General features: G+C 73.4%; 26 protein-coding genes. 13 read left to right on the top strand and 13 right to left on the bottom strand.

Annotated features, from left to right (window positions below):
• The first annotated feature begins 27 nt into the window (after positions 1 to 27).
• From ACWCO8_RS33280 to ACWCO8_RS33270, 3 genes are all read left to right on the top strand, one after another.
• Entirely contained in the window at positions 28 to 966 is a 939-nt protein-coding gene (locus ACWCO8_RS33280; protein WP_362013997.1) for a PAC2 family protein, read from the top strand.
• Positions 967 to 997: 31 nt separating this feature from the next.
• Positions 998 to 1,606: a dephospho-CoA kinase gene (coaE, locus tag ACWCO8_RS33275; RefSeq protein ID WP_451035330.1), complete on the top strand. Its 609-nt coding sequence runs from the start codon at positions 998 to 1,000 to the stop codon at positions 1,604 to 1,606.
• Positions 1,607 to 1,732: 126 nt separating this feature from the next.
• Positions 1,733 to 2,101: a tetratricopeptide repeat protein gene (locus ACWCO8_RS33270; protein WP_451035329.1), complete on the top strand. Its 369-nt coding sequence runs from the start codon at positions 1,733 to 1,735 to the stop codon at positions 2,099 to 2,101.
• A 55-nt stretch (positions 2,102 to 2,156) separates the two neighbouring features.
• Here the strand turns inward: ACWCO8_RS33270 and ACWCO8_RS33265 are convergent, their stop codons facing one another.
• The gene (locus ACWCO8_RS33265) at positions 2,157 to 2,429 is read right to left on the bottom strand and encodes a DUF6343 family protein (RefSeq protein WP_362014002.1); all 273 of its coding nucleotides are present in this window, start codon (positions 2,427 to 2,429) and stop codon (positions 2,157 to 2,159) included.
• A gap of 139 nt (positions 2,430 to 2,568) precedes the next feature.
• Between ACWCO8_RS33265 and ACWCO8_RS33260 the strand changes: the two genes are divergently transcribed.
• Complete coding sequence (locus tag ACWCO8_RS33260; RefSeq protein ID WP_451035328.1) at positions 2,569 to 3,264, top strand: class I SAM-dependent methyltransferase; 696 nt, start codon at positions 2,569 to 2,571, stop codon at positions 3,262 to 3,264.
• A 24-nt stretch (positions 3,265 to 3,288) separates the two neighbouring features.
• Here the strand turns inward: ACWCO8_RS33260 and ACWCO8_RS33255 are convergent, their stop codons facing one another.
• Entirely contained in the window at positions 3,289 to 3,624 is a 336-nt protein-coding gene (locus ACWCO8_RS33255; protein WP_451035327.1) for a hypothetical protein, read from the bottom strand.
• A gap of 176 nt (positions 3,625 to 3,800) precedes the next feature.
• Between ACWCO8_RS33255 and ACWCO8_RS33250 the strand changes: the two genes are divergently transcribed.
• From ACWCO8_RS33250 to ACWCO8_RS33240, 3 genes are all read left to right on the top strand, one after another.
• Positions 3,801 to 6,662, top strand: a complete 2,862-nt coding sequence (locus tag ACWCO8_RS33250) for a DEAD/DEAH box helicase (RefSeq protein ID WP_451035326.1) — start codon at positions 3,801 to 3,803, stop codon at positions 6,660 to 6,662.
• Positions 6,659 to 7,987: an SWIM zinc finger family protein gene (locus tag ACWCO8_RS33245; protein WP_451035325.1), complete on the top strand. Its 1,329-nt coding sequence runs from the start codon at positions 6,659 to 6,661 to the stop codon at positions 7,985 to 7,987. Before ACWCO8_RS33250 ends, ACWCO8_RS33245 begins: the two co-directional genes overlap by 4 nt.
• A gap of 180 nt (positions 7,988 to 8,167) precedes the next feature.
• The gene (locus ACWCO8_RS33240) at positions 8,168 to 8,929 is read left to right on the top strand and encodes a chaplin (RefSeq protein WP_451035324.1); all 762 of its coding nucleotides are present in this window, start codon (positions 8,168 to 8,170) and stop codon (positions 8,927 to 8,929) included.
• Positions 8,930 to 8,954: 25 nt separating this feature from the next.
• On the opposite strand, the gene ACWCO8_RS33235 is transcribed toward ACWCO8_RS33240, so the two are convergent.
• Positions 8,955 to 9,614, bottom strand: a complete 660-nt coding sequence (locus ACWCO8_RS33235) for a DUF2293 domain-containing protein (protein ID WP_451035323.1) — start codon at positions 9,612 to 9,614, stop codon at positions 8,955 to 8,957.
• Between the two features lie 34 nt (positions 9,615 to 9,648).
• Positions 9,649 to 10,107 carry a hypothetical protein gene (locus ACWCO8_RS33230; RefSeq protein ID WP_451035322.1) on the bottom strand — a complete coding sequence of 153 codons (459 nt, stop codon included), beginning with the start codon at positions 10,105 to 10,107 and terminating at the stop codon, positions 9,649 to 9,651.
• Positions 10,108 to 10,173: 66 nt separating this feature from the next.
• On the opposite strand from ACWCO8_RS33230, the gene ACWCO8_RS33225 reads away from it, so the two are divergent.
• Entirely contained in the window at positions 10,174 to 10,908 is a 735-nt protein-coding gene (locus tag ACWCO8_RS33225) for a DUF7873 family protein (protein WP_362014017.1), read from the top strand.
• Positions 10,909 to 11,301: 393 nt separating this feature from the next.
• Here the strand turns inward: ACWCO8_RS33225 and ACWCO8_RS33220 are convergent, their stop codons facing one another.
• On the bottom strand, positions 11,302 to 12,513 hold the full coding sequence (locus ACWCO8_RS33220) for a pyridoxal phosphate-dependent aminotransferase (RefSeq protein WP_352186317.1): 1,212 nt from the start codon (positions 12,511 to 12,513) through the stop codon (positions 11,302 to 11,304).
• Between the two features lie 87 nt (positions 12,514 to 12,600).
• Between ACWCO8_RS33220 and ACWCO8_RS33215 the strand changes: the two genes are divergently transcribed.
• Both ACWCO8_RS33215 and ACWCO8_RS33210 read left to right on the top strand, forming a co-directional pair.
• Positions 12,601 to 13,254 carry a winged helix-turn-helix transcriptional regulator gene (locus tag ACWCO8_RS33215; protein ID WP_451035321.1) on the top strand — a complete coding sequence of 218 codons (654 nt, stop codon included), beginning with the start codon at positions 12,601 to 12,603 and terminating at the stop codon, positions 13,252 to 13,254.
• Positions 13,255 to 13,352: 98 nt separating this feature from the next.
• Complete coding sequence (locus tag ACWCO8_RS33210; protein ID WP_451035320.1) at positions 13,353 to 13,793, top strand: cupin domain-containing protein; 441 nt, start codon at positions 13,353 to 13,355, stop codon at positions 13,791 to 13,793.
• Here ACWCO8_RS33210 and ACWCO8_RS33205 read toward each other — a convergent pair.
• Both ACWCO8_RS33205 and ACWCO8_RS33200 read right to left on the bottom strand, forming a co-directional pair.
• Positions 13,790 to 14,137, bottom strand: coding sequence for a MerR family transcriptional regulator (locus tag ACWCO8_RS33205; protein ID WP_451035319.1), 348 nt, complete (start codon positions 14,135 to 14,137; stop codon positions 13,790 to 13,792). The genes ACWCO8_RS33210 and ACWCO8_RS33205 overlap by 4 nt on opposite strands.
• A gap of 25 nt (positions 14,138 to 14,162) precedes the next feature.
• On the bottom strand, positions 14,163 to 14,915 hold the full coding sequence (locus ACWCO8_RS33200; RefSeq protein WP_451035318.1) for an SDR family NAD(P)-dependent oxidoreductase: 753 nt from the start codon (positions 14,913 to 14,915) through the stop codon (positions 14,163 to 14,165).
• Positions 14,916 to 14,959: 44 nt separating this feature from the next.
• Here ACWCO8_RS33200 and ACWCO8_RS33195 point away from each other — a divergent pair, with 44 nt between their 5' ends.
• Entirely contained in the window at positions 14,960 to 15,592 is a 633-nt protein-coding gene (locus ACWCO8_RS33195; protein ID WP_451035317.1) for a uridine kinase, read from the top strand.
• Here the strand turns inward: ACWCO8_RS33195 and ACWCO8_RS33190 are convergent.
• Genes ACWCO8_RS33190 through ACWCO8_RS33175 form a run of 4 tightly spaced genes read right to left on the bottom strand, consistent with a single transcriptional unit; the run spans position 15,589 to position 19,464 of the window.
• On the bottom strand, positions 15,589 to 16,482 hold the full coding sequence (locus tag ACWCO8_RS33190) for a carbohydrate kinase family protein (RefSeq protein WP_451035316.1): 894 nt from the start codon (positions 16,480 to 16,482) through the stop codon (positions 15,589 to 15,591). The two genes, ACWCO8_RS33195 and ACWCO8_RS33190, sit on opposite strands and share 4 nt — an antisense overlap.
• A complete protein-coding gene (locus ACWCO8_RS33185; protein ID WP_451035315.1) occupies positions 16,479 to 17,393 on the bottom strand; it encodes a pseudouridine-5'-phosphate glycosidase in 915 nt (304 codons plus the stop codon). The genes ACWCO8_RS33190 and ACWCO8_RS33185 overlap by 4 nt, the downstream gene beginning before the upstream one ends.
• 48 nt (positions 17,394 to 17,441) lie before the next feature.
• Entirely contained in the window at positions 17,442 to 18,602 is a 1,161-nt protein-coding gene (locus tag ACWCO8_RS33180; protein ID WP_451035314.1) for a hypothetical protein, read from the bottom strand.
• On the bottom strand, positions 18,586 to 19,464 hold the full coding sequence (locus ACWCO8_RS33175; protein ID WP_451035313.1) for a hypothetical protein: 879 nt from the start codon (positions 19,462 to 19,464) through the stop codon (positions 18,586 to 18,588). Before ACWCO8_RS33175 ends, ACWCO8_RS33180 begins: the two co-directional genes overlap by 17 nt.
• 527 nt (positions 19,465 to 19,991) lie before the next feature.
• On the opposite strand from ACWCO8_RS33175, the gene ACWCO8_RS33170 reads away from it, so the two are divergent.
• Positions 19,992 to 20,348, top strand: a complete 357-nt coding sequence (locus tag ACWCO8_RS33170; RefSeq protein ID WP_451035312.1) for a cupin domain-containing protein — start codon at positions 19,992 to 19,994, stop codon at positions 20,346 to 20,348.
• 102 nt (positions 20,349 to 20,450) lie between these two features.
• Here ACWCO8_RS33170 and ACWCO8_RS33165 read toward each other — a convergent pair whose 3' ends face one another.
• Positions 20,451 to 21,779: an MFS transporter gene (locus tag ACWCO8_RS33165; protein WP_451035311.1), complete on the bottom strand. Its 1,329-nt coding sequence runs from the start codon at positions 21,777 to 21,779 to the stop codon at positions 20,451 to 20,453.
• A 47-nt stretch (positions 21,780 to 21,826) separates the two neighbouring features.
• Positions 21,827 to 22,360, bottom strand: a complete 534-nt coding sequence (locus tag ACWCO8_RS33160; protein WP_451035310.1) for a methylated-DNA--[protein]-cysteine S-methyltransferase — start codon at positions 22,358 to 22,360, stop codon at positions 21,827 to 21,829.
• A gap of 195 nt (positions 22,361 to 22,555) precedes the next feature.
• On the opposite strand from ACWCO8_RS33160, the gene ACWCO8_RS33155 reads away from it, so the two are divergent.
• The gene (locus ACWCO8_RS33155) at positions 22,556 to 23,488 is read left to right on the top strand and encodes an MHYT domain-containing protein (RefSeq protein ID WP_451035309.1); all 933 of its coding nucleotides are present in this window, start codon (positions 22,556 to 22,558) and stop codon (positions 23,486 to 23,488) included.
• The last annotated feature ends 59 nt before the right edge of the window (positions 23,489 to 23,547 follow it).

Raw genomic sequence — 23,547 nt, 5'->3', positions numbered from 1 at the left:
CTAGGAACGCGAGGAGGAGCGGTAATCGTGCTTGATCCCCAGGATTTGTACGAATGGGACCAGAAGGGCCTGGCCGTGGTGGACGTGGCCCTGGCGCAGGAGTCGGCCGGGTTGGTCATGCTCTACCACTTCGACGGCTACATCGACGCGGGTGAGGCCGGCGAGCAGATCGTCGACCGACTGCTCGACACGCTGCCCCACCAGGTGGTGGCCCGCTTCGACCACGACCGGCTCGTGGACTACCGAGCCCGTCGGCCGCTGCTCACCTTCCGGCGCGACCGCTGGACGGCGTACGAAACGCCCGCCATCGAGGTCCGCCTCGTCCAGGACGCCACCGGCGCGCCCTTCCTGCTGCTCTCCGGCCCCGAGCCGGACGTCGAGTGGGAGCGCTTCGCCGTCGCCGTCCGCCAGATCGTCGAACGGCTCGGCGTACGGCTCTCGGTCAACTTCCACGGCATCCCGATGGGCGTCCCGCACACCCGCCCCGTCGGCCTCACCCCGCACGGCAACCGCACGGACCTCATGCCCGGCCACAAGAGCCCCTTCGACGAGGCCCAGGTGCCCGGCAGCGCCGAATCGCTCATCGAGTTCCGGCTCACCGAGTCCGGCCACGACACCCTCGGCGTCGCGGCGCACGTCCCGCACTACGTCGCCCGGTCCTCGTACCCCGACGCCGCGCTGACCGCGCTGGAAGCCATCACCGGCGCCACCGGTCTCGTCCTGCCCGGGGTCGCCCACACGCTGCGCACCGAGGCCAGGCGCACCCAGACCGAGATCGAGCGCCAGATCGGCGAGGGCGACGACGAGCTGACGGCCCTGGTCCAGGGCCTTGAGCACCAGTACGACGCGGTCGCCGGCGCCGAGACCCGGGGCAGCCTGGTCGCGGAGCCCGTCGATCTGCCGTCGGCGGACGAACTGGGCCGCGAGTTCGAGCGCTTCCTCGCCGAGCGGGAGGGCGACGCGTAGCGGCCGGGGCGGGGGTCATAGGCTGCCGCTCATGCTGAAGGTGGGCCTGACCGGCGGTATCGGCGCCGGCAAGAGTGCAGTGTCACGGCTCCTCGTCTCGTACGGGGCCGTGCTGATCGACGCCGACAAGATCGCGCGCGAGGTCGTCGAGCCCGGGACCCCCGGGCTCGCGGCCGTCGTGGCGGCGTTCGGGCCGGAGATCCTGACCGAGCAGGGCACGCTCGACCGCCCGAAGCTCGGCTCCATCGTCTTCGCCGACGCCGATCGCCTGGCCACCCTGAACGGGATCGTCCACCCCCTCGTCGGCGCCCGCTCCGCCGAGCTGGAGAGCGCGGCCGGACCGGACGACGTCGTCGTCCACGACGTCCCCCTCCTCACCGAGAACGCCCTCGCGCCCCTCTACGACCTGGTCGTGGTCGTGGACGCGTCCGCCGAGACCCAGCTCGACCGGCTGGTACGGCTGCGGGGCATGGCCGAGCCCGAGGCGCGCGCCAGGATGGCCGCCCAGGCCACGCGCGAGCAGCGCCGGGCGATCGCCGACCTCCTCATCGACAACGACGGACCGCTGGAGGCGCTGGAACCCCAGGTGCGCGCGGTCTGGGAGCAGCTGACCCGGCGGGCGGCCGAAGGGAAGGCGTAACCCGGTTCAAAGCGGGGGCGTCCGCGCCGATCGGCCGTGCCTCCGGCTGGGTAGGGATCGCGCAGGCGTGGAATAGCCCCGCAGCACCCGATGTTGAACCGCCGGAGCAAAGGGAAGGATGCCACCGTGGCCGAGAGGAACCCCGAGACCCACGTCATCGACTTCCGCGCAGCCGAGCACCTGCTGGCCGCGCGGGACCCCCGCGGTGCCGTGAAACTGCTCGACTCGGTGATCGCCGCCCACCCCGAGAACACCGCGGCGCGGCTGCTGCGCGCCCGCGCCTTCTTCGCCGCCGCGCAACTGCGTCCCGCGGAGCTGGAGTTCGAGCTGGTCCTGGAGCGCGAGCCGGACAACGCGTTCGCGCACTTCGCCCTGGCCCGCACGTTCCAGCGCTCGGGTCGGCCCGATCAGGCCACCCGGCACTTCCGGCTCGCGGCCGCGCTCGACCCCAAGCCCGAGTACCTCCAGGCGGCCCGCTTCGACACGGACAGCTGACGGCTCGGCGCTCTCAGGGGGATCGGCTCGGCGGCGAGGGTTCGCCGGCCGACTCTCAGCGGCGCCCCGTGCCGCCGTGGTCGGGTTCGTACGGTGGGATGTCGCGTCCGGGCTGCCAGTGCGGCCCTTGATGCAGATGGTGCAGCACCATCGACATGTCGACAGCGGCCACCAGGAACAGCACGCCGCAGGCCGCCGCCCACCCCGGCCTGCCGATCAGGGCGAACACCGTCGTGCCGAAGGCGGCCCAGAGCAGACCCCACAGACTCAGCCAGAACCGCAACCGCAGCGCACTGCGTGCGGTCGCCGGCTCACTGCCCGTACGCATGGCGGTCGCATCTCCTACAGAGGGTCTACCCCCGGCGCGCGTAGGCGAACATCACTCGAACGAGGGGTGTGCGGCCTCCGGAGCGCCGGGAGGGAACGGCTCTCCGAGCCCCTTCGTTCTCCCGGGCATGAGCGTACGGATGCGTGAGGGACACCAAGGGACAGGGCCCGGAGCCATCACCCCGGACGGCTGCGCCGTCGACGTGTATCTGCGTCTGGGGGTCGGGATCGAGCCCGATGTGATCGAGTCGGCCGTGCCACCGGGCGCCTCACTGCTCGAACTGGGCTGTGGAGCGGGGCGGGTGACGGGGCCTCTGGTCGAGCGCGGCTTCGCCGTGACGGCGGTGGACGAGTCGGAGGAGATGCTCGAAGCGGTACGGGAGCGCGTGCCGGGCGCCGAGACGGTGCGCAGCCCGATCGAATCGCTGGACCTGGCACGGCGGTTCGACGTGGTGATGCTCGCCTCGTACCTGGTGCACACGGCCGAGCACAGCGAGCGCCAGGCGCTCCTCGAGACCTGCAGGGACCACGTGCGGGACGACGGCTGCGTCCTGATCCAGCGTGAGGGCGAGGACTGGCACCGGAACGTGCCGCGCGAACGCCAGGACCCGAGCGGCTGCACGGTACGGATCCTCTCGGCGGACCCGGTCGGCGACGGCGTCAACTCGGTCGTCGCCGAGTACGTCTTCCCGGACCTGCGCTGGACCCAGACCTTCCGCTCGCGCCCCCTGAGCAAGGAGGACTTCGAACGGTGTCTGGGCGAGGCCGGGCTCGCCGTGGACGCCTATCTGACGGACGACGGCACCTGGGTCAGAGCCCGCCCCACGCCCCGCTGAGCAGGCCCGCACGCAGGGGCGCGGCTAGTGGACGAAGCTGTAGCTGCGCCACGGGAGGCTGTCCGATGCGATCCTGTTGCTCGTGTTGGTGGCGATGTAGATGTAGTCGCCCTGGCAGGTGCCGTTCCGGTACGCCTTGACGTCGATGAGCGTGCCGTTCTCGATCGCCGTCACGCCGGACGGCGCCAGGAAGCGGTGGCAGCCCTTCACCGACGGGCTCGTCACGGAGATCACGACCTCGCGCTCGGTCTCGTAGGTGACGGGGCCCACCGCGGTGCGGCCGAGGCCGGAACAGCCCGCGACGGCGAGCGTCAGGAGCACGGTCCCGGCAGCGGTGCCGAGACGCCGGTGTACGGACATGGCGGGTCCTCGTCTGTCGGGCGAAGGCGGCAGAAGCCCTGTTCCCGTCACCCTGCCGCCTGCCGCCCGGGCTGTCATCCGGGGCTGGGCCGCCCGGGCGAAGCGGCGCGAGGGCCCGTTGTCAGACCCCACCCGTAAGGTCGGAGATCCAGTCGGAATCCGTCGAGGAACGGGAGGTGAGCGGGACCGTGGCCCAGCACAGCGCGCAGACCTGCGCCGCCGTCTTCCTCCCGGCCGCGCTGCCCCGGGAGGGGCGGGTCGCCTTCTGGTCCCCGGACGGCGGTCCGCTGCCCGTCGTCGGGGGTGCGGAGCCGACCGAGCTCACCGTCGTACGGCGACACGGCGCCGGAGTCCGCAGCCGTACGGTCCCCGCCGTCACCCTCGGCGTCGCCGAGGCCCTCCCCGAGCTGGTCGCCGCCCGCCACCGGCCGGGCGCGCACCCCGCGGCGGCCTGCTGGGGCGCCGCCGCCCTGCACGCCCTGCACCTCGCCGCCCGGGGCAGGCTGCTGCCGGGACTCACCGCCGACGACCTCGACGCCTGGCGGGCGGGGCCGCTGGACGCCGACGACATCGCGCATCTGCGGGCCGTCGCCGCCGCCATGCCCCACGAAGCCCACGCGGTGCCCGTGCCCGGCCGCACCCCGCTCCAGCTGCCCGAGCCGGAGGCACTGGTGCGGGCCTTCCTCGACGCGGTCGCCGACACCCTGCCCCGTACACCCGCCGCCGCCCACGCCGCCGGGGCGCCGTTCGCCGCGCGCGGCGCCCAGCACCTGCCCCGCGCGCGTGCCTGGGCGGCCGAGGCCGCCGCCGGCATGGACGCCGGGGTCCGGGTCTCGCTCCGGCTCGACCTCTCCGGGTACGAGCTCTTCGACGTCGCCGAGGAGGGCGGCGACGAGCGCCAGGCCGCCGCGGCCCTGCTCCAGGTCCACAGCCTGGCCGACCCCACCCTCGTCATCGACGCCGCCGCCCTCTGGGCGGGCGGCGGCGACGAGCTCTTCGGACCCCGTGCCCGGATCGACGCCGTCCTCGCGCTGCGCCGCGCGGCCCGCGTCTGGCCACCGCTCGGCCGGCTCCTGGAGCGCGACGTCCCCGATGTCCTCGCCGTCACCGAGGACGAGCTGTACGAGCTGCTCGGCCCCGCCGCCGCCCGCCTCGCCGACGCCGGGGTGGCCGTCCACTGGCCCCGCGAACTGGCCCGCTCGCTCAGCGCCTCCGCCGTCGTCCGCCCGCCCCTGGCCGCCCCGGGCTCCGCCACCGACGGCACGGCGTTCTTCGACAGCGAGGAACTGCTCCGCTTCAACTGGCAGTTGGCGCTCGACGGCGACCCGCTCACTGAGCGCGAGATGGACGCGCTCGCCGAGTCCCACCGGCCCATCGTGCGGCTGCGCGACCAGTGGGTGGTCGTCGACCCCGACCTGGTCCGCAAGGCCCGCAAGCGCGAACTCGGCCTGCTGGAGCCCGTCGACGCCCTCGCGGTCGCCCTCAGCGGCACCGCCGAGGTGGACGGCGAGACCGTCCGCGCCGTGCCCGTCGGCGCCCTCGCGACGCTCCGGGACCGGCTCGTCGCCGGACCCGAGGAGATCGAGGCGCCCGCCGGGCTCGACGCCACCCTGCGCGACTACCAACTGCGCGGACTGGCCTGGCTCGATCTCATGACCTCGCTCGGACTCGGCGGCTGCCTCGCCGACGACATGGGGCTCGGCAAGACCGTCACCCTCATCGCCCTCCACCTGCGCCGGGCCCGCCGCGCCCCCACCCTCGTCGTCTGCCCCGCCTCCCTGCTGGGCAACTGGCAGCGGGAGATCCAGCGCTTCGCCCCCGGCGTCCCCGTGCGCCGCTTCCACGGCGCCGACCGCTCCCTCGACGGAGTCACCCCGGACTCCGGCCCTGCGGGCTTCGTCCTCACCACCTACGGCACCCTCCGCACCAGCGCCCCCCAGCTGGCCGAGCAGGAGTGGGGGATGGTCGTCGCCGACGAGGCCCAGCACGTCAAGAACCCCTTCTCCGCCACCGCCAAGGCGCTGCGGACCATCCCCACGGCCGCCCGCGTCGCCCTCACCGGCACGCCCGTCGAGAACAACCTCTCCGAGCTGTGGGCCCTGCTCGACTGGACCACCCCCGGCCTCCTCGGCCCCCTCAAGGCCTTCCGCTCCCGCCACGCGCGCGCCGTCGAGAACAACGAGGAGATCGAGCACCAGGAGGCCGTCGACCGCCTCGCCCGCATGGTCAGGCCCTTCCTGCTGCGCCGCCGCAAGTCCGACCCCGGCATCGTCCCCGAGCTGCCGCCGAAGACCGAGTCCGACCACCCCGTGGCCCTCACCCGCGAGCAGGTCTCGCTCTACGAGGCGGTGGTCCGCGAGACCATGGCGCAGATCGAGGGCGCCGAGGGCATCGCCCGCCGCGGGCTCGTCATGAAGCTGCTCACCTCGCTCAAGCAGATCTGCAACCACCCCGCGCAGTACCTCAAGGAGCAGACGGCCAAGGGCGGCGGCACGGCCAGGCTCGCCGGCCGCTCCGGCAAACTCGCCCTGCTCGACGAGCTTCTGGACACGATCCTGGCCGAGGGCGGCTCCGTGCTCGTCTTCACCCAGTACGTCACCATGGCCCGGCTGCTCGCCGACCACCTGGCCGCCCGGGCGATCCCGGCCCAACTGCTCCACGGCGGAACGCCCGTGGCCGAGCGCGAGCGCATGGTCGACCGCTTCCAATCCGGTGACGTGCCCGTCTTCCTGCTGTCGCTGAAGGCGGCGGGCACCGGCCTCAACCTCACCCGGGCCGGGCACGTCGTCCACTTCGACCGCTGGTGGAACCCGGCCGTCGAGGAGCAGGCCACCGACCGCGCCTACCGGATCGGCCAGACCCAGCCGGTGCAGGTCCACCGCCTGATCGCTGAAGGCACGGTGGAGGACACCATCGCCGAGATGCTCCGCGCCAAGCGCGCCCTGGCCGACGCCGTCCTCGGCTCCGGAGAGGCCGCCCTGACCGAGCTGACCGACCGCGAGCTGGCCGACCTCGTGTCCCTGAGGAGGCCGTCATGAACCGCCGCTCCGGCTCCTCGCCGCGCGCCGGCGCCGCCCGCCGCCCCGGAACCGGGTCCGGGGCCGGGTCCGGAAGGTTCGGGGGCCCGCGCCACGACGACCTGCGCCGTACGTTCCCCGCCCTCGCCCCGCGCGAGGCACCCGACGGCCGGTTCGCCGCCACCTGGTGGGGCAACGCCTGGGTGGAGGTGCTGGAGGACACCGCCCTCGACCCGGCGCGGCTGGCCCGGGGCAAGGCGTACGCGGGGCGCGGTCACGTCGACGCGATCACGGTCACCCCCGGCCGGGTCGTCGCGTACGTCCACGGCTCCCGCCCCCGCCCGTACCGCACCGAGATCCGGCTGCGGACGCTCGGCGACGACGGCTGGGAGCGGTTCCTGGACGAGGTCGCCGCCCGCCCCGACCACATCGCCGCCCTGCTCGACAAGGACGTCCCGCACGCCCTGGAGGCCGTCACCGGTCTGCTGCCCGCGCCCGGCGACCTCGTCCCCGACTGCTCCTGCCCGGACAACGGCTTCCCCTGCAAGCACGCCGCCGCCCTCTGCTACCAGTCGGCCCGGCTCCTCGACGAGGACCCCTTCGTCCTCTTCCTGATGCGGGGGCGCGGCGAGCATGAGATCCTGGCCGCCCTCACCCACCGCAACGCGGCCCGTTCCGCCGCCGAGAAGAGCGCGACCGCGCCGCCCATGGCGACCGTCCCGGCCCGCACCGCCCTCGCCCCGCTGACGGGCCACGCCCTGCCCCCGCTGCCGCCGCCGCTCCCTCTGCCCGCCCAGCCGGGCCGCCCGCCCGTCTACCCGCCGGACCCGCACGCCCCCGACCCCCTCGCCCTCGACCTGCTCGCGTCGGAGGCCGCCGCCCGCGCCCACGCCTTCCTCGCCACCGGCCACGACCCCGTCGCCGCGCTTACCCCCTGGCAGGACGCCGTCCGGCTGGCCGCCGCCCACCCCGGCTCCGGGCTCACCGCCTCCACCCGCGCGCTCTACCGCGACCTGGCGCACGCCCTCGACCGCACCCCCACCGACCTGGCCCGCGCCGTCGCCGCCTGGCGGCAGGGCGGAATCGCCGGACTCAGCGTCCTCGAAGAGCCCTGGGACCCGCCCGCCGGCCCCTTCGACCGGGCCCGACCCGCCCTGCTCGCCGCCGACTTCCCGGCCTTCCGCCCCTGGCGCAACCACCTGTCGACCCGGTCGCTCCAACTCCGCTTCGGCCGCGACGGACTCTGGTACGGCTACGAGTCGGACGCCGACCGCGAGGACTGGTGGCCGCGCGGCACCCCCGACGCCGACCCCGTCGGAGCCCTCACCGACCTGCTGGGCCGCTGACCCTGCCCTCTCTGGGCCGCGTGCCGCTTGTCGTTCGAACGGCAGCGTTTACCCCGTCCGTTCGAGGTCATTCCCACTCGATGGAGTGAAACCCGCCAACGGCCTGATCCGGCCTCGCCAGGATCGCGTTAATTGCGGTACGGGCGAATGCCCGTGAACACCTCCAGAAGGCAGGAAGCCATGAGGCAGATTCGCCGAAGTGGTCTGGCCACATTGATGGTCACGGGTGGCGCACTCGCGCTCTCGGCGGGAGCCGCGCACGCCGACTCCGGCGCACAGGGCGCCGCGGTCGGTTCGCCGGGCGTCGGCTCCGGCAACACGATCCAGCTGCCGGTGCACGTCCCGGTCAACGTCTGCGGGAACACCGTCAACGTCGTCGGGCTGCTCAACCCGGCCGTGGGCAACCGCTGCGCCAACACGAGCCCGTCCGACGGGTACGGCTCGGACGCCGACGGCGGCGGCCGCCACCACAAGGACCAGCCCGGCACCCCGCGCAGCGGCGGCCACCCCGGCGGCGGCTCCCACCAGGGCGGCTCGTCCAACGGCGGTGGCGCCACCGCCGAGGGGATCGCGGCGGGCTCGCCCGGCGTGCTCTCCGGCAACGGCATCCAGCTGCCGATCGACCTCCCCGTCAACGTGAGCGGCAACTCCGTCAACGTCGTCGGCATCGGCAACCCGGCCATCGGCAACACCGCCGTCAACGGCCCCGGCGAGCCCGAGGCGCCCGTCGAGGAGCCGAAGCCGCCGGTGGACGAGCCGAAGCCGCTGCCTTCCCCGGTCGACGACGAGGCCGAGGTCCCGGCCCCCGCGCCCGGCCCGCAGGGCGACTCCGTCGAGCTCGCCAGCACCGGCTCGGACCTGGTCGGCTACGCCGCCCCGGCCGCCGCGGCGATGCTGCTCGGCGGCGCGCTCCTCTACCGCCGCTCGCGCGCCCAGGTCTGAGACCTCCCGCGCGGTACCTCCCGGCTCACACGGGTCGCCAGGCCCGGAGCACCGCCTCGATGGTGGGTGCGACGTTCGTCCGGGCCTGGTGCCGGGGAACCCCGCGCATGAGCAGCGTGTCGTACTCGGTGTCGACATGCCGTACGGCGGCCCGCACCGCGGCCGTGACCGCACCCCGGTCGAGCGCCCGCCCCGCCGCCGTACGCCCCACCCGGCCACTGCCCTTGCGGGAGGCGTGAGCCGCGATCTCCGCCGCCCGGTCCAGCGGACAGCGCGGGAAGAGCCGCAGGATCTCCGCCTCGAGGGCGGCCGTGACCTCCGCGTCCCGCTCCGCACGGCGGGCCGCGTCCCGCGCCCGCCGCCGCGACCGCGCCTCCGCGTCCGCGAGACAGGCCGCCTCGGCCCGGGCGAGCGCCGCCTCCTCGACGAGGAGGCCCTGACGTTCGTACCGGGTACGGCGCCGGTTGTGCCGTACGACCACCGCCCACAGCGCGCTGCCCTCCCGGGCCCGCCGGGTGAGGGCGGTGTTCCCGCGCCGCAGGAACACCAGATGGCCCAGGTCGGCGCAGTCCAAGCAGACCGGAGCGTTGAACTCCACGATCATCCGCTCCAGTGGCCCCTGCGCGCACTCCGAGCAGCGGCGGCGTTTGAGCGGTTCGACGACGACGGGTGCGACCAGGTCCACGGCGGCCTCCTCGGTCTCGGTCTCGGCTTCAGCCTCAGCGCACTCCGGGCGCGGCCGCCGCGATGAACCGGTCGAGCGCCACCTTCGCCTCCCGGGAGCGCCGCGCGCGGTCCTCCTCGTCGCGCGCCTCGTGCATGCAGTTGGTCATGTCGAAGGCGGACTCGGCGAGTTCGCGGGTGGCGGGGTCGTCACAGACCAGCTGGACGCGGAAGAGCGCCTGACGGGTGGCGGTGCGCTGACGGTACGAGGCGTAGCGCGACTCCTCCGCCCGCTCCGAGTCGGGGTCCTGCGCGGCCCGGAACCAACGGTCGTTCTGGCTGCGCCGGTAGTCGACGACCTCGCCGGCGAACGCGCTGTACGCCGAGATCCGCTCCTGGCGCAGCTGTTCGTCCCGGGCCAGCGAGGCCGTGCGCTCGTCCGCGCGGCTCTGGAACCAGTGGGTGGCGATCACACCCAGCAGGGTGCCCACCACGGCGATCAGGGCCGTATCCATGGCTCCGGTTGCTCCTCGTCGATATTCGTTCGATTCCACGTCCCATCACCCTCTAGGGTCTGTCGCGTGGCAACGAAACTCAATCAGATCATCGCAGTGGAGAAGGGCGTCAAGTCCAGGGCGCAGCAGGACCTGACGGCGGCACATCACGGGCTGCAGAAGCCCGCGTTGCTCGCCGGCATCTCCCGTACCTACCAGCCGAAGGACGAGGAGGGCGAGCAGCTTCCGCCCGAGTCCACGCTGGTGCAGGTGAAGGCCGAGGACGTGCTGCGCGACACCGCGCGGGCGCTGACGCGGCTCTTCGATGTGACCGCCACCAAGGACTGGGCCAACTGCGAGGCGCGCGCCGACGTCACCGTCGACGGACGTGTGCTGGTGAGCCAGGTGCCCGTCGCGTACCTCCTGTTCCTGGAGAAGCAGCTGACGGACATCCACACCTTCGTCCGCAAGCTGCCCGTCCTCGACGCGGCCGAGTCGTGGACGCAGGACCCGTCGACGGACGCGTGGAAGACCGAGGTCGTCCGCACGGTGCGGACGAAGAAGGTGCCGCGCAACCACGTCAAGGCGGAGGCGACCGACAAGCACCCGGCGCAGGTCGAGGTGTACTTCGAGGACGTGCCGGTCGGTTACTGGACCACGGTGAAGTTCTCCGGCGCCCTGCCGGCCCGGCGCGTGAACGAGCTCCTGGAGCGGGTGGAGAAGCTCCAGCAGGCGGTGAAGTTCGCCCGTGAGGAGGCGAACGGCGCCGAGGTCACCGACCAGCGGGTCGGGGACGCCGTCTTCGGCTACCTCTTCGGGTAGCGGGACAACCCATGAACTCCCCGGCCACAGAACACGGTCGGGGTGCGCGAGGAGCGCAAAGCTGAAGCTGAGCCTTGTCGTGAATGCGCGGCCCTTCTGAGAAGGGTCGCGTTCAAACTCAGACTATTGCTCCAGATTCAGTATGCGCCGCTCATCGCCGGATCGACCGGGCCCGGGCCCTGGTGCGTCGAAATGCCAGTTCGAATCTGGTCGGCCGAGCTCGATCGGCCGTGGTCCAACGGCAGGACGCGACGCAATGACGACTGACCCGGGCTCTCAAGTGTGCCGGCGTGTGATGTGAGCGGCATCGAACAGGGTCCGGGGGCCGGCTACGCCCTCGGACCCGCTCCGTTTTTCCCCCGAGTTTCCGCCTGATTCCCCCCGACTTCCCTTCTACTGCCGGTAGCCGCTCAGGAAGCGGCCGATGCGGCTGATCGCCGCGTCGAGATCGTCGGCGTACGGCAGGGTCAGGATGCGGAAGTGGTCCGGGCGGGGCCAGTTGAAGCCGGTGCCCTGCACCACCTGGATCTTCTCGCGCAGCAGCAGGTCGAGGACGAACTTCTCGTCGTCGTGGATCCTGTGCACCTTCGGGTCGAGGCGCGGGAAGGCGTAGAGCGCGCCCTTCGGCTTCACGCAGGAGACGCCGGGGATCTCGTTGAGCTTCTCCCACGCCTTGTCGCGCTGCTCGTGGAGCCTGCCGCCCGGGGCGGTGAGCTCATGGATCGACTGCCGGCCGCCGAGCGCGGCCTGGATGGCGTACTGGGCGGGGGCGTTCGGGCACAGCCGCATGGAGGCCAGCATGGTCAGGCCCTCCAGATAGCTCTTGGCGTGCTGCTGCGGTCCGCTGACGACCAGCCAGCCCGAACGGAAGCCGGCGACCCGGTAGGTCTTGGAGAGCCCGCCGAAGGTGAGGACGACGAGATCGGGGGCGAGGGAGGCGGCCGGGTAGTGCACGGCCTCGTCGTAGACGATCTGGTCGTAGATCTCGTCGGCGAAGACCATCAGACCGTGGCGGCGGGCGAGGTCGAGGATGCCCTCGACGATCTCGCGCGGATACACCGCGCCCGTGGGGTTGTTGGGGTTGATGATCACGACGGCGCGGGTGCGGTCGGTGATCTTCGCGGCCATGTCGTCCAGGTCCGGGTACCAGTCGGCCGACTCGTCGCAGAGGTAGTGCACCGCCTTGCCGCCCGCGAGGGTGGTCACCGCCGTCCACAGGGGGAAGTCGGGGGCGGGGATCAGCACCTCGTCGCCGTCCTCCAGGAGCGCCTGGACGGCCATGGAGACCAGCTCGGAGACGCCGTTGCCGAGGAACACGTCGTCGACGTCGACCTCCGGCAGGCCCATCGCCTGGTAGCGCTGGGCGACCGCGCGCCGGGCGGAGAGGATGCCGCGGGAGTCCGTGTAGCCGTGGGCCTTCGGGAGCATCCGGATCATGTCCTGGACGATCTCCTCGGGCGCCTCGAACCCGAAGAGCGCGGGGTTTCCGGTGTTGAGGCGCAGGACGCTGTGGCCCGCCTCCTCCAGGGCGTTGGCGTGCTCGATGACCGGGCCCCGGATCTCGTAGCAGACCTCGCTCAGCTTGCTCGACTGCCGGAACTCCATGCGACGACCTCCCCAGACGTAATGGTGCTGCTTGGTTTTACCAAGTTCGAGCTTGGAAAGTCCAACAACTTGTCTAGACTGCGTCGCATGCCACGTCGTCGAAGCTATGACCAGTACTGCGCCGCCGCCCGTGCCCTCGACGTCGTGGGCGACCGCTGGACACTGCTGATCGTCCGTGAACTCCTCGCCGGGCCGCGCCGCTACACGGACCTGCACGCCGACCTTCCCGGAGTCAGTACGGACGTGCTGGCCGGCCGCCTCAAGGACATGGAGGGCGCCGAACTCGTCACCCGCCGCCGCCTGCCCGCGCCCGTCTCCGCGTACGTGTACGAGCTCACGGCGCGCGGCCGCGCACTGCTCCCCGTCCTGCGGGCCCTGGCGCAGTGGGGCGCACCCGCCCTGGAAGAGCCCCGCCCGACCGACGCCGTACGCGCCCACTGGTTCGCCGTCCCGCTGATCGGCGCCCTGGAGGGCGTGGTGGAGGGAGTCGTCCAAGTGACCCTGGACGAGGGCGCGTTCCATGTACGGGTCGGGGGCGACGGGCCGCCCGCGTACGGAGACGGACCGCCGGCCGATCCCGCCGACGTGGTGCTGCGGACGGACTCCGCGACCTGCCGGGCCCTGGCGGGCGGGGAGACGACGCTCGCCCGGGCGGTGCGGGACGGCCGGATCGAGGTGACCGGAGACGGCGTTCTCGCCGGTGAACTGCGGGAGCGACTCCTGCCGGTGGCGATCGACTGATCGTCAATCCCCGTCCGGCTCATCACCCTTACGAGTAACGTAGGGCTGTTTGCGGCCATGAAGCGAGAGCCGCGCGGGGAAGCGGGAGGGGCTGCTCCATGGGGATCGACGTCCGCACCGACCGGGGGACACGGGCCGGTGAGGCCCTGGTGGTCGAGCGGGCGGGCATGCGCGAGGCCCGCTCCACGCTCGCGAAGGGGACCTCCGCCGGGACGCTCCGGATCAAGCCGCCCAAGGGCCGGACGGACGTCGTCTTCCGGACCGTCACCCTCGCCCCGGGCGACTCCACCGGCTGGCACCACCACCCCGGCCAGATCATCGCCGTCGTCCAGTCGGGCACGCTGACCCGCGTCCTGCACGACTGCTCCGTCGAGACCCTGTCCGCGGGCGAGGCGTTCGTCGAACCCGCGGGCCGCAGGAACCGGCACATCGGACACAACTTCGGCACCGAGCCCGTCGTGCTCTACATGACCTGCCTGCTGCCCCAGGGCGCACCGCTCGCGATCGAGGCGGAAGCGCCGGACTGCGCGCTGCGCTAGAAGTGTGCGGCCAGAGCGGCGGCCAGCCGGTCCCGGGCCGCGGTCTGCGCCGCGATCCGGGCCTCCAGGACGGCCAGCCGCTCGCGGGCGATGTCGAGCCCGCGGGCGGACGGCGGCGCGGCCGGCATGTCGCCGTCGAGGCAGGCGCTGAACGCGGCCACGTCCTCCAAGGTCAGCCCCGCGTCCAGGAGATAGCGGATATTGGACACCCGAGCCACCGCGGTCGTGTCGTAGATCCGGTACCCGTTCGCCGCACGGACCGACGTGATCAACCCGGCCTGCTCGTAGTGGCGGAGCGCCCGGGGCGTCGTCCCCGTCCTCCGGGCCAGTTCACCGATGCGCAAGGACCCACCTCCCCGCGCAGTCGTATCACGCGACCAGCGCACCCCCGTCGACGGGCAGGACCGTCCCCGTCAGGAACGCGGCCTCGGGCGAGGCGAGCCGGGTGATCGCCCAGGCCACCTCCTCCGGAAGCCCGACCCGCCCGAGCGGCGTCCGCGCGATCTGCCACGCCCGGACCGCCGCGCGCCGCTCGGGAGTCAGCCCCATGTGGTCGGCGATCGGCGTCTCGATCGCGCCGGGCGCCACGGCGACCACCCGGATGCCGCGCGGGGCGAGCTCCACGGCCCAGCAGCGGGTGAGCGTCTCCAGGGCGCTCTTGGTCGCCGGATAGACGGAGTTGTTCGGCCAGCCACGCTGACCGACCGTCGTCGTCACGTTGACGACCACACCCCCGGTCGCCTCGAGTGCGGGCACGGCGGCCTGGGTCAGCAGGATCGGGGCGACGAGATTGGTCTCGACGAGCGGGCCGACGACCGACCGGTCGAGCGTCCCGAGCGGGCCGCCGGTGGCGATGCCCGCGTTGTTGACGAGGACGTCGAGGCGCCCGTGTGCGTCCAGCACCGACCGTACGATCCGCTCGGCCGCGCCCTCGGCCGTGATGTCGGCGACCAGCGGCCGGATCCCCGGCACCCCCTCGGCGGTCTCCGCCAGCGGGCCCGGCCTGCGGCCCACGGCGACGACGCCGGCGCCCGCGGCGGCGAACGCCCGGGCGGTGGCCCGGCCGATGCCGGTGCCCGCTCCGGTGACGACAATGATCCTGTGCGGCTCTGCGCTGTTCATAGACTCGATGCTCGAACCCTGACGCCAATGACAAGGTCAAGCCCGTGCGATTCGAAGCGATCACCTGGGAGCGCCTCTCCGAGGCCCTCGCCGCGCACATCGACGGCGCGACGCCCGGTGACGGGAGCGCCTGGCTGAAGGTCGGCATCGACGGGGCGCCCGCGGCGCCGACCGAGGAGACCGCCGAGCGGATCGCCGAGGCGCTGCGGCTGCGCGGCCGGTCCGTGCTCGTCGTCGGCACGGGAGGGTTCCTGCGGCCCGCCTCGCTCCGTTACGAGTACGGGAAGCAGGACCCCGACTCGTACTACAGCGGCTGGTTCGACACCGGGGCGCTCTGGCGCGAGGTGTTCGGGCCGTTGGAGGCGGGCGGCACCGGGCGCGTCCTGCCCGACCTGTGGGACCCCGTCACCGACCGCGCCACCCGCAGCCCCTACACGGAACTCCCGCCGGGCGGAGTCCTCGTGGTGCACGGGCCGTTCCTCCTCGGGCACTGGTTCCCCTTCGACACGACCGCGCATCTGCGGCTCTCGCCCGGCGCCCTCGCGCGCCGCACCGAGGAGCCCTGGACCCTGCCCGCCTTCGAGCGGTACGAGAACGAGGTCGGCCCGTCCGACGCCGCCGACGTGGTCGTCCGCGCCGACGACCCCCGCCACCCCGCCTGGACCGGCCTGCCCTAGGGCCGCGACGGCGGGCGCCCGCCCACCACCGTCACGGCCTCCGCGCCCGCCCGGCAGCCCGCCTCGGCCGCCTCCAGGGCGTCCGCGCCCGCCAGCCGGGCCGCGAGGAACGCCCCGGTGAAGGCGTCGCCCGCGCCCGTGGAGTCCACCGGCCGTACGTCCGGGGCCGGAACGCGCCCCGTGACCGCGCCCGCCTCGGCGACCAGCGCGCCCCCGGCCCCGAGGGTGACCGCGACCAGCGGGAACGTACGGCTCAGGGTCTCCGCAGCCTCGGCGGGATCGGCGCACCCCGTGAGCAACAGAGCCTCGTCGGCGTTCGGGAACAGCGCCTCCGCCCCTCGCGCGGCCGCGAGGAACCGCTCCACTCCCAGCTGCTTCAGGAACCCCTCGGACGCCGGGTCCACGCTCACCGGGATCCCCGCCTGCCGCGCGCCGCTCATCGCCCGCAGCGCGGCGGCACGGCTCGACTCGGCGAAGAAGAGATACCCCGACAGATGAAGGCGCGCCGCTCCGTCGAGGAACGCGTCGGACCAGTCGGCGGGGGAGATGCGCAGCGCCGCGCCGCTGTCGGTCAGGAACGTACGCTCGGCGCCCGCGTCGACCAGGGATATCACCGTCGCCGTACCGACCTCGCCGTCCGTGACCAGCATCGGCCGCACGCCCGCCCGGCGCAGCGCCCCCTCGTGCCACACGGCCTCGTCCGCGCCGACCCGGCCGAGCAGCGCCACCGACGCGCAGCCCGAACGCGCCGCCCAGCAGGCCGCGTTGGCCCCCGCTCCGCCCGGCAGCCGACGGATCTCGGCGGCCGTGTCGGTCGCCGGAGCGAGCGGCGTCCGGTGCCGGGCCACGATGTCGGTGACCACGTCACCGACGACGAGGAGACCGCTCATGCGCCGACGCCGGCGTACGCGGCGGCGATCCGCGCCCCGAGCCGCACATTGCCGCGCACCGCCGCCAGGTTCGCCTCCAGGGACGCCCCGTCGGTGTGCACCATCAGATACTCCAGCAGGAACGGGGTCACGGCCTGGCCGCCGATCCCCTTCTCCTTCGCCGCCGCGAGGCCCTGGGCGAGGACCCGGTCGTGCAGCGCCGGATCCAACTGCTCGCCCACCGGGACCGGGTTGGCGACGATCAGCGCCGCGTACGGCTCGCCGAGGCCGTCCTTCGCCCGTATCACCCCCGCCACCTCCTCGGGTGTCCGGAGCGTCCAGTCGACCGGCTCCCCGGAGGAGGCCAGATAGAACCCGGGGAAGTGCTCCGTCCCGTACCCGACCACCGTCACGCCCAGGGTCTCCAGGCGTTGCAGGGTCGCCGGGACGTCGAGGATCGACTTCACGCCCGCGCACACCACCGTGATCCCGACCCGGGAGAGCAGCCGCAGATCGGCCGACTCGTCCTGCGTCTCGGTCCACTCCCGGTGCACCCCGCCGAGCCCGCCGGTCGCGAAGACCCGGATGCCGGCCGCGTCCGCGAGCCACGCGGTCGCCGAGACCGTCGTCGCGCCGGTCGCCCCGGTCGCGAGCGCGGGCCCGAGATCGCGGTGGCCCAGCTTCCGGACCGTCGGGTCCTCCGCGATCCGTATCAACCCGGCCTCGTCCAGGCCGACATGGGCCACCCCGTCGATCACCGCGATCGTCGCGGGCACGGCGCCCCCGCTCCGTACCAGCGCCTCCAGCTCCCGGGCCACGGTCAGATTGCGCGGGCGCGGCAGGCCGTGGGAGATGATCGTGGACTCCAGCGCGACGACGGGCCGGCCTTCGCGGAGAGCCTCCCGCACTTCTTCGGACACCTGTGTGGACATGTCCCATTTCTGGCCGACCACACGCCCCTCAAACCTCGGTGGCGTGCTTCAGCCACAGCGCGGCAGCCCGGGCAACCGGCCCGCGTCGACCACCTGGATCACCGGTCGGGCGTCGGCGTTCTTCGCGTTGCCCACGCTGTACGCGACCGCCAATGCGCCGCCCCTGGCCTGCGCGTAGCCGTACGCCGGAGTGATCCGCGCGTACGAGCCCGAGTTCAGGTCCAGGGCGTACGAGGTCTCGGGGGTGCGCCAGGTGACCAGACGGCCGCTGATCCGCAACTGGTCCATGCCGTCGACCGCCGGGGAGGTGGTCACGACCGCCGTCGCCCGCGCGTCCCCCGGACGCCACACCATCAGCCGGGGCGCGGACTCGCCCTCCACCCAGGCCCAGGTGCCGCCGTCGGAGACCACCGAGCGGATGTCGCGGAGCGCGGCCAGCGGGCCGGGCAGCGCGGCGGCGCGGCCGTTGGTGAAGGAGACGGCGGCGAGCCGGGTGTTGGCACCCGCCGACTCCCGCCACACGAGCAGCCCGCCCGCGGCGAACGGCGTGTCCATCACGCCCGTACGCAGGGCCCTCGGGGCGCCGCCGGCCGCCGGGGCCGCGTACACCGTGGCCCTGCCGTCGCCGACGCCCTGCGCCCAGTGGACCGTGCCGTCGCGGACGACCGGCTGGGGGAGGGGGCCCGGCCGGTCGGCCCGGGCGAGCCGCCGGGACGCGCCCGTCTCGGCGTCCCACACGTACAGGCTCCACGGGCTGTCCAGGGTCCGTCCTTCCAGGACGGCGAACGCGGCCCAGCGGCGGCCGTCGAAGTCGGCCGCGAGGAGTTGGTGCTCGACCGGGTCGGCGAGGTCGAGCAGCGTGCGCGGCGCGCCGCCCGGGCGGATCAGGGCGGCCCGGCGCCGGTCGCCGCCGGTGAGCTGGACGACCGTCCAGCCCGGTCCGGTGTCGGTCAGCACCGCCCGCTGCCCCGCCGGGGTCCGCAGCTCGCCCGCGTCGAGCGCGGAGCGCCAGGCCGCGGGGAGCCCGACCTCGCACGCGGCCGCAAGCGCGCTCGGCCGGGGTGCCGGTGCGCTGGACCGGTCCGGCACCGGCTCGGGACCGGACCGCGCCGACGAGCATCCCGCGAACAGGACGCCCGTCAGCAGCAGGGCCAGGGCGCGGGCCCCGGCGGGGGAGGACGGCCGGGGGGATTTACCAGACGTAGCCACGGCCACCCATGATGGTGGTGATGGTGTCGGACGAGATGTGCGCCGCCTTGGGCACGGAGCCCGCCCACGAGATCACGCTCGTACTCACCCCGCCCACCGGGTCGAGGTAGTTGACCTGTCCGGCGGCGTTGTCGGTGTTGTAGCCGTCGATCGAGACCCAGTGGAATATCTCCACGTTCGGGTGACCGACGAGATGCGGGCCGCCCGGTACCTCCCAGGCGTTGCCCGCGATCGCGTAGTCGTTGTCGGTGTTGTGCGTGATGGCCTGCTTGAAGTTCGCCTTGTCGGTGGCGGTCGGGGTGTACGGCAGCGCCCGGGGTACGTAACCGGCGCCGGGCAGGCGGCTGTTCAGGGCGTCGGCCATCGGATAGCCGGTCGGGTTGGGCACGTTGATGTTGATGCCGTACCAGGCCGTGCCGCTGGTGTTGGTCTTGAGGAGGGTCGCCGCGTCCTGCTGCGAGCGGCCGGCGACTCCGTCGCGCGCGGACTGGGTGATCACGAGGGTGGCGGGTCCGCACCAGTACGAGGTCTTCTGCGACTGGTGGAGTCCGCCGGAGACCTTGTAGCCGGCGAGCGCGGCCCGGGTGCGGAGGCCGTCGAAGCCTCTGCTCGCCTCGGCCTCCTTGGCGGCGCTCAGTCTCCGCTGGGCCGGGGTGAGCCGCTGCGGGCCGAGGGTGTCGTGCGCGGCCTTGTAGGAGGCGCCGGGGGCCTGCGGTTGGGGGGCGCCGGGGCCGGTGGCGGCCTGGGCCGCGGGGGCGGCCGTGACGGCCGAGACGGCCGCGAGGAGCGCGGCGGCGGTGAGTGCCGCGGTGCGGCGGGCGGTGCCGGGGATGGTGCGGGGAGCGATGGATATCGCGGGCATCACACTCTCCTGTCGGAGGTGGGGGAGGAGGTCACGAGGGAGTTTGACGCGCGCACGCCAAGCAGGACAGGGGGCTCGGTGGATTCCGACCGACCAACATTGGGCGCACCAAAGGCGCCATCGGTGACCAGCGGGGACATCGGTCCGTAACCTGCCCCGCCACCCCCGGTTTCCGGCCGTGCCGCGCCGCGATGCCGCCCTCGCCGGCGTACGCGTATGAGCCATTCCGCCCCCGAGGGGGCCGAGGTGTCCATCTGTCACCTATACGACGCCGGAGCGGGCGACTTCGACCCGAGCTAGGCCAAGTGGGCGTGTACGGCACCGTGTACGAAATCAGTCGCCGGGCCGCCGTGGTGAACGGGCGGAAGGGCGGGCGGCCGTTCGGGTGCCGGTCCGAGGCCGCGCTTCGGATTCCGTCGCCGGTGGGCGACCCGGTGAAGTCTCCTGGTCAGACGGGAAGTGGAGTCGATTCCTCCACCCTGTCCCGGCCGTGGGGCAGGCCGGAGATCCCGCTACAGTCACCCGCCATGACGACACACGACCAGGCCTCCTTCGCCGTCCACATCCCCGACGCGGACCTTGAGCCCGAGCCGCTCGACCCCGCCCAGATCGTCTCCGGCACGCCCGAGGTGACCGGAAAGGTCCTCTGGGAGTCCGCCGACGGCAAGCAGGTGCGCGGCATCTGGCAGATCACCCCCGGCGTGGTGACCGACACGGAGGCCAACGAGCTCTTCGTCGTCGTCAGCGGGCGCGCCACCGTCGCCGTCGAGGGCGGGGCCACGCTCGAGATCGGCCCGGGCGACGCGTGCGTGCTGCGCGAGGGCGACCGGACCACCTGGACGGTGCACGAGACGCTGCGCAAGGCGTACCACATCAGCCTCTGAGCGCGACGGGTTCGGGACGGCATCGGACATCGGATATTGGATCTTGGATATCGGATCCAATATCTGATGTTCGGCTTCGAGGGCCGTCAGGCCGTCAGGCCGTCAGGCCGTCCGGCGCATGACTCCGCGGACCGCCAGCGCCGCCATCGGCAGCAGCAGGCACGCGCCCACCAGGTTCAGCCAGCCGTAGCCCGCCTCGGCCACGATCAGCCCGGCCATCAGACCGCCGACTCCCGCGGCGGTGTTCATCATGAAGTCCGACAGGCCCTGTACCGCGGCCCGGGCGGCCTGGGGCACGGAGTCCGTGAGCAGGGCCGAGCCCGACACAAGACCCGCCGACCAGCCCAGGCCGAGGACGAAGAGGCCCGCGGCGGTCTGGCCGTGGCTCGGCCCCGCCGTGCCGGCGAGCAGCGCGGCCACGGAGAGGAGTCCGACCGCGAGCCCGATGACGGAGAGCCGGCCGAGCCGGTCCGACAGCCAGCCCATGACGGGCGAGAAGGCGTACATGCCGGCGATGTGGCCGCTGATGACGAGGCCGATCAGCTGGATCCCGGCGCCGTGGTGGCTCAGCGCCACCGGGGTCATCGACATGATCGAGACCATCGCGGTGTGCGAGGCGGCGACGGTCACCAGCGCGAGGCGGGCGCCGGAGGACTCCCGTACCGCCCGCACCCCCGCCCGCAGCGAGCGGGCGTCGGCCTCCTGGCCGTCCTCGGGGGCCGCGAGAGCGCGGGCCGTCAGGAGCGGGTCTGGGCGCAGCAGCAGCGCCACCACGAGCGCGGCGACGAGGAAGACGCCGGCCGCCCAGACGAAGGGTCCGGCCGCCGCTGGGATGCCGAGGCCGGCCACGCTCTCACCGGCGGGCGCGGCGATGTTGGGTCCGAGGACCGCGCCGATGGTCGTGGCCCAGACGACGGTGGAGATGGCCCGGGCGCGGCGGTCCGGTTCGGCCAGGTCGGCGGCGGCGAACCGGGCCGCGAGGTTCGCCGAGGACGCGGCCCCGAAGCCGACCAGACCGGCGAGGAGGAGCGGGAAGCTGTCGACGACGGCTCCGAGGACGACGACTCCGGCGCCGAGCGCCCCGATCAGATAGGCCAGGACGAGCCCGGGCCGCCGCCCGCGCGCGCCCATGAGGGCGGCCAGCGGCATGGCGAGCAGCGCGGGTCCTGCCACCGAGGCGGTCGAGGCGAGACCCGACAGGGCCTCCGAGCCGCTGACCTCCTTGGCCAGGACGGCGGCCAGCGCGATACCGGTGGCTATGCCGAGCCCGCCGAGTATCTGCCCGGCGATCAGCACGGCCTGTATGCGCCGCCGCAGCGCCGGTATGTGTCCGGCGGCGGCCGCGTCACCCGCCGTGACGGGGGACTTCTCCGTCGGAAACGCGGTGAGGGGAGAGCCGGCGGCGTCAGGGGCATCGGGGCTGTTGGTCACTGACGAGAGTGTGCCAGCCGCCCCCGCCCCTGAGAACGCCCCGTGCCTCAGAAGAGCGGCTGCGGCAGCACGCCCTCCAGGGCGAGCAGCGTCCGCTTGGTCTCCAGGCCGCCCCCGAAGCCGCCGATCCCGCCGTCGCTCTCCACCACCCGGTGGCACGGCACGACCACCGGCAGCGGATTGGCGCCCATCGCCGCCCCGACGGCCTGGGCGGCGCCCGGCTGCCCAACCCGCTTCGCCAGGTCTCCGTACCCGACGACCGCCCCGAACGGCACCCCCTCCGCCAGCTCGCGCAGCACCTGGCGGTTGAAGCCCGCCGTCAGCGTCCAATCGAGCGGCAGGTCGAACGCGCGCCGCCCGCCCGCGAAGTACTCGGCGAGCTGCCGTATCGGCTCGGCGAGCCGGCCCGAGGCGCTCTGCACCGGCTCCGCGCCGAGCTGCCCCGCCAGCCGGCCGACCGCCGCCTCCCGCACCGCCTCATCGGCGTGGAAGACCACGCTCACCAGGCCGCGATCGGTCGCCGCGAGCAGCAGCGGACCGATGTCGCTCGGCACGACCGCCCATTCCACCGTGGTGTCCATGGACCTCACCGTACGACCGGCCACTGACATCGCGGTCGTCACGGCCCGGTCTCGTCTCGGTCTCACCGCCGCCAATTCCCGGACCTCGTGGTCGTACGGCCCTCGGCGCGCCATAATCTCGCCCCGGTAGGACTACTCAGCGGTACCGACTGAAATCGGACGACGTGACACCACGGGGTTGGAGGGCAGACGCTCATGCAGGGCACGGTCGACGGTTTCAGTTACGGCCTCGTCACACCGGTCGCCGCCTATCTCATGGCCTGCCTCGGCGGGGCCCTGGGTCTGCGCTGCACCACGAGATCCCTGCGGCACCGCGACAGCTTCAAGGCCGGCTGGCTCGCCCTCGGCGCCACCTCGATAGGCACCGGCATCTGGACGATGCACTTCATCGCGATGATCGGCTTCTCCGTCGACCGGGCGCCGATCAGCTACGACCGCCCGATCACCTTCGCCAGCCTGGGCGTCGCCATCCTGATGGTCGGCATCGGCATCTTCATCGTCGGCTACCGCGGCGCCACCGCGCTCACCCTGGTCACCGGCGGCACGATCACCGGTCTCGGCGTCGCGACCATGCACTACCTGGGCATGGCCGGCATGCGGCTCCAGGGGACCATCGACTACGACACCCCCACCGTCGCCCTCTCCGTGGTGATCGCCGTCGTCGCGGCCACCACCGCCCTCTGGGCGGCCGTCTCGGTGCGCGGATTCCTGGCCAGCGTCGGCGCCAGCATGGTGATGGGCCTCGCCGTCAGCGGCATGCACTACACGGCCATGGCGGCCGTCAACGTCCATGTCCACGGCATGGGCGGCGCCACCGGAAGCGGCGACTCCGCCACCTCGCTCCTCCTGCCGATGCTGATCGGCCCGGCGGTCTTCCTGCTCCTGGCCGCCGTGGTCGTCATGTTCGACCCGCTGCTCGTGATGGGCGACCCGGACTGGCAGCGCCCCACCACCCACGGCCCGTACCGCCCCGGCGTGCCCGCCCAGCGCCGCGCCCCCGCCTACGGCGAGCCCGCGAACTGGTCCGCCCGACAGCCCTCCGGACGCGGCACGCGCGGCACACGCGCAGGCCGCAGGAGCGCCGGCCGGACCGCGGGCCGGGGCGCGCACCGCTCCCAGGAGTGGTGAGAGCGGGGTTTGCGAGCACCCGCTGAGCCGGGGGCGGCCCGACTGTCAGTGGGGGGTCG

It is taken from the genome of Streptomyces sp. NPDC001927, from assembly GCF_053594455.1.
The sequence above is the reverse complement of the archived record's forward strand: the minus strand, read 5'-3'. Positions and strand labels throughout refer to the sequence as shown.

What these genes read in the sequence shown, in the direction of transcription:
- coaE (WP_451035330.1), top strand. Translation starts at nt 998, where the DNA reads ATGCTGAAGGTGGGCCTGACCGGCGGTATCGGCGCCGGCAAGAGTGCA.
- ACWCO8_RS33265 (WP_362014002.1), bottom strand. Translation starts at nt 2,429, where the DNA reads ATGCGTACGGGCAGTGAGCCGGCGACCGCACGCAGTGCGCTGCGGTTG.
- ACWCO8_RS33260 (WP_451035328.1), top strand. Translation starts at nt 2,569, where the DNA reads ATGCGTGAGGGACACCAAGGGACAGGGCCCGGAGCCATCACCCCGGAC.
- ACWCO8_RS33255 (WP_451035327.1), bottom strand. Translation starts at nt 3,624, where the DNA reads ATGTCCGTACACCGGCGTCTCGGCACCGCTGCCGGGACCGTGCTCCTG.
- ACWCO8_RS33245 (WP_451035325.1), top strand. Translation starts at nt 6,659, where the DNA reads ATGAACCGCCGCTCCGGCTCCTCGCCGCGCGCCGGCGCCGCCCGCCGC.
- ACWCO8_RS33240 (WP_451035324.1), top strand. Translation starts at nt 8,168, where the DNA reads ATGAGGCAGATTCGCCGAAGTGGTCTGGCCACATTGATGGTCACGGGT.
- ACWCO8_RS33230 (WP_451035322.1), bottom strand. Translation starts at nt 10,107, where the DNA reads ATGGATACGGCCCTGATCGCCGTGGTGGGCACCCTGCTGGGTGTGATC.
- ACWCO8_RS33220 (WP_352186317.1), bottom strand. Translation starts at nt 12,513, where the DNA reads ATGGAGTTCCGGCAGTCGAGCAAGCTGAGCGAGGTCTGCTACGAGATC.
- ACWCO8_RS33215 (WP_451035321.1), top strand. Translation starts at nt 12,601, where the DNA reads ATGCCACGTCGTCGAAGCTATGACCAGTACTGCGCCGCCGCCCGTGCC.
- ACWCO8_RS33210 (WP_451035320.1), top strand. Translation starts at nt 13,353, where the DNA reads ATGGGGATCGACGTCCGCACCGACCGGGGGACACGGGCCGGTGAGGCC.
- ACWCO8_RS33200 (WP_451035318.1), bottom strand. Translation starts at nt 14,915, where the DNA reads ATGAACAGCGCAGAGCCGCACAGGATCATTGTCGTCACCGGAGCGGGC.
- ACWCO8_RS33190 (WP_451035316.1), bottom strand. Translation starts at nt 16,482, where the DNA reads ATGAGCGGTCTCCTCGTCGTCGGTGACGTGGTCACCGACATCGTGGCC.
- ACWCO8_RS33185 (WP_451035315.1), bottom strand. Translation starts at nt 17,393, where the DNA reads ATGTCCACACAGGTGTCCGAAGAAGTGCGGGAGGCTCTCCGCGAAGGC.
- ACWCO8_RS33175 (WP_451035313.1), bottom strand. Translation starts at nt 19,464, where the DNA reads ATGCCCGCGATATCCATCGCTCCCCGCACCATCCCCGGCACCGCCCGC.
- ACWCO8_RS33170 (WP_451035312.1), top strand. Translation starts at nt 19,992, where the DNA reads ATGACGACACACGACCAGGCCTCCTTCGCCGTCCACATCCCCGACGCG.
- ACWCO8_RS33160 (WP_451035310.1), bottom strand. Translation starts at nt 22,360, where the DNA reads ATGGACACCACGGTGGAATGGGCGGTCGTGCCGAGCGACATCGGTCCG.
- ACWCO8_RS33155 (WP_451035309.1), top strand. Translation starts at nt 22,556, where the DNA reads ATGCAGGGCACGGTCGACGGTTTCAGTTACGGCCTCGTCACACCGGTC.